An 8,894-nucleotide genomic window follows, 5' to 3' on the forward strand; every position below is an offset into this window, starting at 1 on the left:
ACCACTCATTTATAAAGTGATATAAAAACAATACCCACGCGGTGCGTGGGTATTTAAAATATAATTGTAAGTATTAGACTAAAAAACTATCCTTTTGCTCACTTTACCTTTTACAGTGTTAATCTCTATAATAAGTACTTCCTGTGCTACCTCAAGGCTGTTTATAGCCGTTTTAGTTGCATTTATCTTGTCATTACTATAAAGTTTCCTGCCTCTTACATCATAAATAGTTACACCGGTCATTTCGGCCGTGCCACTGTTTATGTTTATAGTAGTACCCTGTTTGTAAACTATTACACTGTTAGGGTCAAGCTGTGGCGTTTTTGTACCAAGGGCATCGGTAGTATATACTACTTCAAACCTGTCGTTAAACGTTCCTGCTTCACTGGTAAAGGTATAGCCGCTTTCGCCAAGGTCATGGTATACATCTAAAAGGTTATCTTTTAAGTATATATCCTGTCCTTGCTCAAACAGTCCGTCTTTGTGGTCTATGCTTACGGTAAATTCTCCCGTAGTTACAGCCTTAAAGCCCATTGGCACTATATCGGCAGGCGCAAATTCCGGTCTTGCCTGTATAGATAATCTTGTATCTTCTGCAAGAGAGTAGAACGTTACATTGCCTCCGTCGCTAAACTGGCGGCCATCATAACCATAATCTAACCCAAGGGTTGCGTTATCCATGTAGGCTACTGCCACCTGGCTGAAGCCTGCTTCTGTACCCTTAAGATTTAGCCAATAACGCGAATTGTTATTTTGTGCTGTCCTGAAGAAAGCCTGGTCTGCTCCCGGAGATGGCCTCCTCATTGAATTTGTAAATGTAATGTTAGAACCTGTAGGGTTTGTGGCTGTTTTTACAAAGAAGCCCTGCCCCTGAGATATTAACCATGAACTCACTTCATTTCGTGGGAAGAAAACAGCCTGGTCTTCGCCACCACCCGAAACGGGGTCGTTTTCAAAACCATCATTTGCAGTAAAGGCTGCAAGGGTTAATGTTGCATAAGACGAAGCATTTGCATTGTTCTTTTTCCTCCAGAAGTAAAGTCCCGATGCTTCGTTAATAACACCTTCGTTACCATCAAAAAATGCCTCAACACTTATTGGCGACGGGTAAGGATTACCCACTGCCGTAAACCTGCTGCCTTGAACTGATGCCGGAATGGTTACTGTACCATTATTTGGGGTACCTGCAAAAGTTCCTGTAAAGGCAACCGGGGTTATACCATTATAATAATCTGACCCGGCTGCTGCATTGGTATCCGGCATACGTATAAGGTAGCTTTTTGCCGGGGTAAAGGTTGTGCTGCCCGGTACGGCTATGTAATAATTGGCATCGCCACTAAACCCGTATTCATAAAAGCGCGTTGCAACTGTTAATTCAGAAAAGTTGCTAAGCGTTTGTGTACCACTTACCGGAGACGACCACAATGTATAATCATACCTGTAAAGTGTATTACCTGCTTTTACAGCGCTAATAGCACCTACATTCGTATTTACCGCAGTTTCTTCTCCCTGTATAAGGGCTGCATTGTTTTGAACGGTAAGTGTACCGTTAGTATCTACCGTTACTTTGTCGTTTACATATAAAGTATTACCTGTAGTAACAATAAGTGCAGCATTAGCCTGTACCACTAAAGTTTTACTGTACACTATTCCTTGCGGCACGGTTGCAGCATTTACCGATGGAGCAATAACAACCGGGGTGTTTATAGTAGGCACTTCGTTACAAGACCAGTTATTCCCGTTATTCCAGTTGGTATCTTCGTTACCTGTCCACATATTTTCTGTAAACATCAGCTGTGTTTTATTATCCACAGTAAACTGGCTTGTACAACCCGGTGTAATATCGGTTCTTGTAAGTCTTGTAATTTCAAGTTCCTTATTATCATCAGCAGGTGTTACCGCTATTATTAAATCGGCACTGCCTAAAGCATTAGCTGTTGCTGCCACTGTTCTTACCGAACCGTGATTTACAGTATATTCTACAGTAAAAGTTGCATTAGCTAAAAGCCCTGTTACATGTAATGTTGCACTTGTGCCGCAAAATTGTGTATTGCTAACCCCGCTAAGCGTAGGCAATTTATTAATTACTATATCGCTGCCATTATTGTTCGTGCTTTTAGTCAATAAAAGCGATGATGATAAATGCACAACACGAACCCTGTAATTACCAGTAACAAAGCTTGCCGGCAATGTAGCCGCAATAGGGCTGTTAGCCGCTGCTGCACTTATTATATTAGAAAAATCTTCAGGAAAAACACCTGCAGCATCTGAATGCTGTACATAAAAACTACCTGTGCCAAAGGTACCCTGGCCGGTGTATTGTACACTTATTGCAGCAGCTTCGCCCTGGCAGTATGGGCCATAAGCAGCGGCAATTGTATTTATAAATGGTGCTTCTTCCACTATACCGTTTAATGGTACCACTTTAGTAGCACCCCCACCGGTAATAGTTAGTGTACCTGTGTAAGTGCCATGCAACTGACCTGCTGCAAGCCTTACATAAATTTCGGGATTGTTAAGGTTTAAACCGCCCGCTGTGTAAGGAATGCTTCCTGTTTGGGCATAAGCTGCTGCGCCAATTATTATCTGGAAATGTTCTGATACAGTTAGTGTAATATTTCCTGCTGCCGGTAAAAGGTTAGCCGCAGTTATGTTTGTTAATTGTACTGGCTGCGATGCACCACGGCCTTCAATAACCGAAATGCTCATTGGCGAAGGAGTAGCGTCTATAACCGGCCTTGCAAGTACCGTTAATGTCCTGCCTGTAGAGACCGGGTTGTAAGTAGCATTACCAGTATTAGATGCTGTAAGCGTAGTTGTACCCACCCCTGTTATAGTTACTGTACCGTCTTCTGCAATAGTAGCAACGCTTTGGTTAGCACTGCTCCATGTTACAGGAAGGCTTGCCGTATTATGGTATTCAAATAAGAAAGGTGCATCACCTAAATATTTGGTGGGGATAGGATCAGGGTCAAAACTTAGTACCTGGTTAAGCTTCGTTACAGTATAAGCAAGTGTTTTAGTGTTTGTGCCATAGTAGCTTGTAGCAGTAATTCCTATGTTATAAGTTCCTGCCGGTGTTGTACCATCAAAACTTATAAGACCTGTAGTATTTATTGTTGCACCCAGTGGTAAGTTTGTTGTGCTGTACGTAATAACCGGAGTACCTGTAGCTGTTATTTGGTACGTATCTGTTGTGTTTATTACAGAGGTATCTGTAAGTGCACTGTTAACAACCGGCGCAGTTGGTGCCGCTACTACGGTGCCATTAAATGTAAAATCGTTAACGCTATAAGTACCAGTGCCAGTACCCCAGGCATAAATGCGGAATTCTATAGCTGTAGTAACATTTTGATAAACCGAAGCTGAAAGAGTTATTGTATTTGCGTCCTGACTATCCTGAGTAGATGTTGGGCTGCCAATATTTGCCACAAATCCATCTATACTTGATCTAACGGCAACCATTGCCGGACCGGAACCTGATGTTTGGGAGTTATATACAAAACTACTTAAATTTATCATATAACCCGCATTAGGAGTAAGCTTAAGGGTAAAATATTTTTGGGCATCCAATTGCGCCGTATTCCATCCTGTAGTATTATACCTGTTATTAGCATTAGAACCACTTATACCAGAACTTCTCCCTATACCACTTACCGTAATATTGTCGTCATAACCTTCACCCGATGTGTAAGGGTTTGAATTGTTAGGATTGCTTCCTGTTATAGCATTTGCCCATATAGAACCCGTAGTTGCCACCGAATTTATAAGCAAGATACCGTTTGTTAGCGATGTAAACTCATAATTTGTTGCCTGCCCTCCGGTTAATGTGATAGGATAAGCCCCTACCGGAGAAGCTGTTGTTGCCGATGTAGTAATTGATGGCGCCACAAAACCTGCAGCATTGGTTTGGTTCTGTCCACTTATAAAACCACCATAAGTAATGGTTAAGGCAGGGTTAGCTGCTCCCTGGTTTTTAGATTTATTATCGGCAGTAGCAGTTAAGCCTTTTTTGGTAATAGTTCCCGTTAAGGCTGTAGCAGGTTGCTGTACTGTATAGCTACCTGCATTAGTACCTGATAATGTTATATTTACCGGAATGTTTGTGCCTGCATTAAATGTTGTAAAAGAAGCCGTAACAGTAACGTTATCAGGATCTATAACACCGTTAAGAACCGCACCCGTAATTGTTGCAGCCGCTGTTGCATTATATACCTTAGTAGTTACTGCCGCATTTGTAACATCTACTGTTAGCACCGCAGGTGTAATATTTGCAGAAAACGACTGTGATGCTACACTGTAATTTGCAGCATCTGCGCCCTGAAGTATAAACAAAGCTGTTACAGGCTTATTGTTAGCTACAGTAAAATCGTTAAATGTACCAGCAACAGTGTCTGAAGCTAACGATACATCATCTCCCTCTACAATACCACTTGCAATAACTCCGTTACTTACTGTAGCTGTTATTGTCCTGTCATACACTTTATTTTGTGCCGTTGCCGTAACCGTAAGTAGTTTTGGCGTTATGTTAGCACTTAACCCAGTAGGTTGCGTTAAAGTATAATTACCCGCTTGTGCCCCGGTTAATAAAGAGTTACTTGTTACCTCTATACCACTTGCAACATCTACGCTTGCAAATGTACCAGTACCTGATAATGTAACAGCATCTCCGTTTACAACACCTGCTAAAGTACCTGTAATAACAGCCGCGGCAGTACCATCATATACTTTATTTTGTGCAGCAGCATTGTTTATTGTTAATGCTTTAGGGGTAATATTACCTGTAAGTTCATAATCGGGCTGTGCTAAAGTGTAGTTTGCTGCACTGGTACCAATTAATGCATATTCTATATATACCGGAATATTGTCATTTACATTTTTTGTTTCAAAAAATGCAAAGCTGCTTAATGCAACATCATCATTTCCTACTATGTTATTTAGCGAGCCTGCTGCAGTAGCAGTATCATTACCATCATATACTTTAGATGATACAGCAGCATTTGTAATAGTAAGCTGTCTTTTATTTACTGTAAGTTCCTGTGTAACCGGAATAGCAGGATTATGGGTAGCATCTCCTTCCTGTGTAGCCGTGATCGTTACGGTACCTACACCTGTAGCCGTTATGGTATTGCCGGATATTGTTGCTATTGCATCATTAGAGCTGGTATAAGATATAGGCAGTCCTGAAGTAGACGTTGCAGTAAGCGAAACATTTGTATCGCCATACATAATTGGAGTCAGTGCATTAAATGTTATGGTTTGATTAGCTAATCCAGTTTCGTTAATATCGGCAGTTAAACCCTGTGGCTGCTGCAAAATATAATTTCCTGCCGCTGTACCGGCTATTGTGTAGCCGGTTACGGTAACAGGAATATCCGTTCCCGGTTGTATCGATGTAAATTGTGCAACAGCATTAGTACTGTTAAGTACAACATCTTCCCCCTGAGCAACGCCTGCCAAAACCGGCGTTCCTGTAATTGTAGCGGTGTTTGTTGCGTCATAATCTTTATCGCTAATTGCTATACCGGATATTGTAACGTTTTTAGGTGTAATATTAGCAACAAGTGTAGTGTTAGTAGCGGGTGCATTATATTTAGCCGCATCAATACCGGTTAAAGTATAAGTAATACGTACCTGTTTACCATTACCTACTGCTGCATTTACAAATTGTGATGTATAGTTTAAGGTTACAGCATCTGAACCCACTATACCTCCCAACACAGGCGTTCCATTTAAGGCAGCAATGTCAGTACCATCATATTCTTTACTTAGTGCTGTAAAAGTACCGCTTACCGTAAGCGTTTTACGGTTTACTGTTAATGTCCTGTCTACTGGCGTAGCAGCATTATAATTAGCCGTACCTGCCTGATTAGCCGTTATTGTTGTAGTACCAGGAGCAAGTAAAGTAACCGTATTTGTTGCTATAGTAGCTATATTTTCGTTTAAAATGGTATATGTTACAGGCTGTCCGGATGCCCCTGCTGTAGATGTAAGGTTAAAATTAGCATCGCCATACGTTTTTGTAACATTATTAAAATTTGTAATGGCCTGGTTTGCTTTATTACGTGTATATACTAATGTTTTAGTATCTGTACCTAAACTGTTTGTGGCAGTAATGGTTATATTATATTCACCCGGAACTACAGTAGTTGCAAAGCTTATTAAGCCAGAACTGTTAACTGTTGCACCTGTAGGTAAATTTGTAGCGCCAAAACTTGTTGGGCTATTTACTGCTGCTATCTGGTAAGTATCTGTAACTCCGAAAACAGATGTATCTGTTAAAGCACTGTTTATAGTTGGCGCTGCCAGTGGCGACCAGCTTAAAACAAAATCGTCTATACCATAAGTATCCCTGTTACCACTACCGGTAGATCCTACAAGTGTAACGACACGTATATAAACGTTAGTTGAAACATTGTTAAACGCTGCCGGGAGGGTGTATGTAGCAGACACACTACCAAAACCGTCAGAAGTTGCGTAAGTACCTAAATCAGACCATGATGTACCCGCAGCATTAGTGCAGTACTGAACCCTCCATGTTGTGGTTCTTGGCTGGTCTGATAAAACCTGGTGCTTTAATGCTAATGAAAAAGATGCTTTACCTGTAGTATTGGCAAGTTGCAGTACAAATGCGGCTCCTGGGTCGCCAATACTTCCTGTTTGCCTTGTTCCCAAAGCCCTGTTAGTGGAAGAACCTTCTCCAACAGTTGACTCAGAAGAGGCATAGTTAGCAAATCCGCCTGTAGTTGAACTCCAAGGTCTCGCCGTTGTAACAAAAGTCGCTTCCGTACCTAAAGCACTTGTTCCGGCGCTAGTTCTTACGGTCCATCCTTCAGGCAGGCCACTCCCTATACTATTAAAATCCTGGGTGTAAGAAGTACCTGCTGGTAATGTTAACTGCCCCCATGAGGCCATTGTTGATAGCAACAGGGCAATGAGGAAAGTGCCCTGTAGTAATTTTTTGTGTAAAAGTTTTTTCATAATACTTTTAATCTTTTTTGTGATTTTTTTAGTGATTTCGAAGCCTACAAATATTGTGTTTTATGGGTTTAAAACAGTAGTAATCAATATTGTGTTTTAGTAATCAGTAAGTTAACCCCGAATTAGCTAAAAGTTAACCGTATTAAGATTAGGCTAAAATATTTAAGTAGAAAAAATCCATTAATTCGACGAAATGCCCGTTATGACTGACGAAATGCAAGGTTAACAAATAAAACATTCTATAAATACCTAATTTTTGACTTTACGTATATTTAAATAAGCATGATTTGTAACATGTCAGGTATTACAAATTTTATGTTAATCAGGATTAAGGTTAAGTGACGACTAATTTTTTATTAGACTGACCTGACAGCCTAAATAGTCGCAATTATTTTATAAATATGTAACATACATACAGGTAATTGTTATATTTCACAAAACAGTATAAAACTATTGTGTTCAGTACTTTATTCTATTATCAAGAAAAAATTAAATATTTTGGAATACTGTATCTATTTAATATTTGATTAAAATACTGCAAAACAATACCTTAACATATATTTTATATATTAGCAATACTAAGCTAAATACAATATGATAGCTTTGATAACATTTAATTTAACACAAAATCATTTAAAACAGATGACAAAAATTACTAAAAGCTTTACGAGAACTTTCTTGTTAGTGGTCTTGTTCATGGTAACGGGATTGTCCTGGGGGCAGTCTATTTGGACTAACAATATTGATGGTACTAATCCGTCTGACTCTAACCCGTTTACAACCGGCGACGTAAAAAATGAAAACATTACGGTTAGTGGTATTGGCATGACGGGGCTACAGTCTAATGCCGGTAATAATGCTTATAATGTAAAAAACTTTTCAACATCCTCTACTATTAATACAGGATCTTATTTTAGTTTTACACTTACCCCAAACCAGGCTTACACAATTAACCTTACAAGTTTTGTGTTTTCAAGACAGAGGTCTGGCACAGGTCCTCTTACATGGGCTGTACGATCGAGCGCAGATAATTATGCTGCTAATATAGGTGCAACTTTTAGTCCGGGAACCTCAAGCGCTACAGAAACTATTACCTTAACAGGTGCTTCCTTTCAAAATATAACTTCTGCCATAACCTTCAGGATATATGGATGGAGCGCAGATGGCGCCAACGGTACAGGCCGTATCAGTGATTTTACCTTTAACGGTACTGTTACCGGCGGTATTGTAGTTACCGCTCCGGTAGCAACAGATGCTACGAGTATAACTGCTGCCGGATTTACAGCTAACTGGAACGCCGTTACAGGTGCAACAGGTTACAGGCTGGATGTGAGTGCCAATGCCGATTTTACATCTGTCTTAGAAGATTATGATGGCATTGCAGTAACCGGATTATCTCAGGTAGTTACAAGTGGTGTTATGCCGGGTGCGACACATTACTATAGGGTAAGGGCAGAATTTGGTGAGCAAACATCTGCAAACTCTAACACAATTACCGTAAATGTACCCTGTGGTGTGATAACCCAACCGATAGCTTCTGCCCAGTCTTTTTGTATATCCGGTACAGTTAGCCAGCTAACTGCTACAGGAACAGGTTTAAAATGGTACGCCGCATCTACAGGAGGCGATGCACTTACAGGCACTACCGCCCTTACAGCCGGCAATTATTACGTATCTCAAACAATTGGTAACTGCGAAAGCACCCGTACAGAAGTTGCTGTTACTATAAACACGACTACTGCTCCTACTGCTGCTCCTATTGCTATTTGCCAGGCAGGTACTGTAGTTGACTTAACTGCTACAGGCGAAAACCTTAAGTGGTATGCTGCTGCAACAGGTGGCGATGTTCTTGCATCTACCACTGCGCTTACAGCCGGCAATTATTACGTATCTCAAACAATTGGTAACTGCGA

At 40.6% G+C, this 8,894-nt stretch carries 2 protein-coding genes; one reads left to right on the top strand and one right to left on the bottom strand.

Translation table 11 applies throughout. From position 1 onward, the window contains the following. Positions 1–78 precede the first annotated feature (78 nt). A complete protein-coding gene (locus F565_RS21930; protein WP_154652659.1) occupies positions 79–6,981 on the bottom strand; it encodes a YDG domain-containing protein in 6,903 nt (2,300 codons plus the stop codon). A 642-nt stretch (positions 6,982–7,623) separates the two neighbouring features. Here F565_RS21930 and F565_RS23060 point away from each other — a divergent pair. Then, on the top strand, positions 7,624–8,894 hold a 1,271-nt coding region (locus tag F565_RS23060; protein WP_483299138.1), incomplete at its 3' end, for an Ig-like domain-containing protein.

It is taken from the genome of Flavobacterium rivuli WB 3.3-2 = DSM 21788, from assembly GCF_000378485.1.
Taxonomy (GTDB): domain Bacteria; phylum Bacteroidota; class Bacteroidia; order Flavobacteriales; family Flavobacteriaceae; genus Flavobacterium; species Flavobacterium rivuli.

Excerpts from the sequence above, each read along its gene's own strand:
- F565_RS21930 (WP_154652659.1), bottom strand. The coding sequence starts at position 6,981 with ATGAAAAAACTTTTACACAAAAAATTACTACAGGGCACTTTCCTCATT.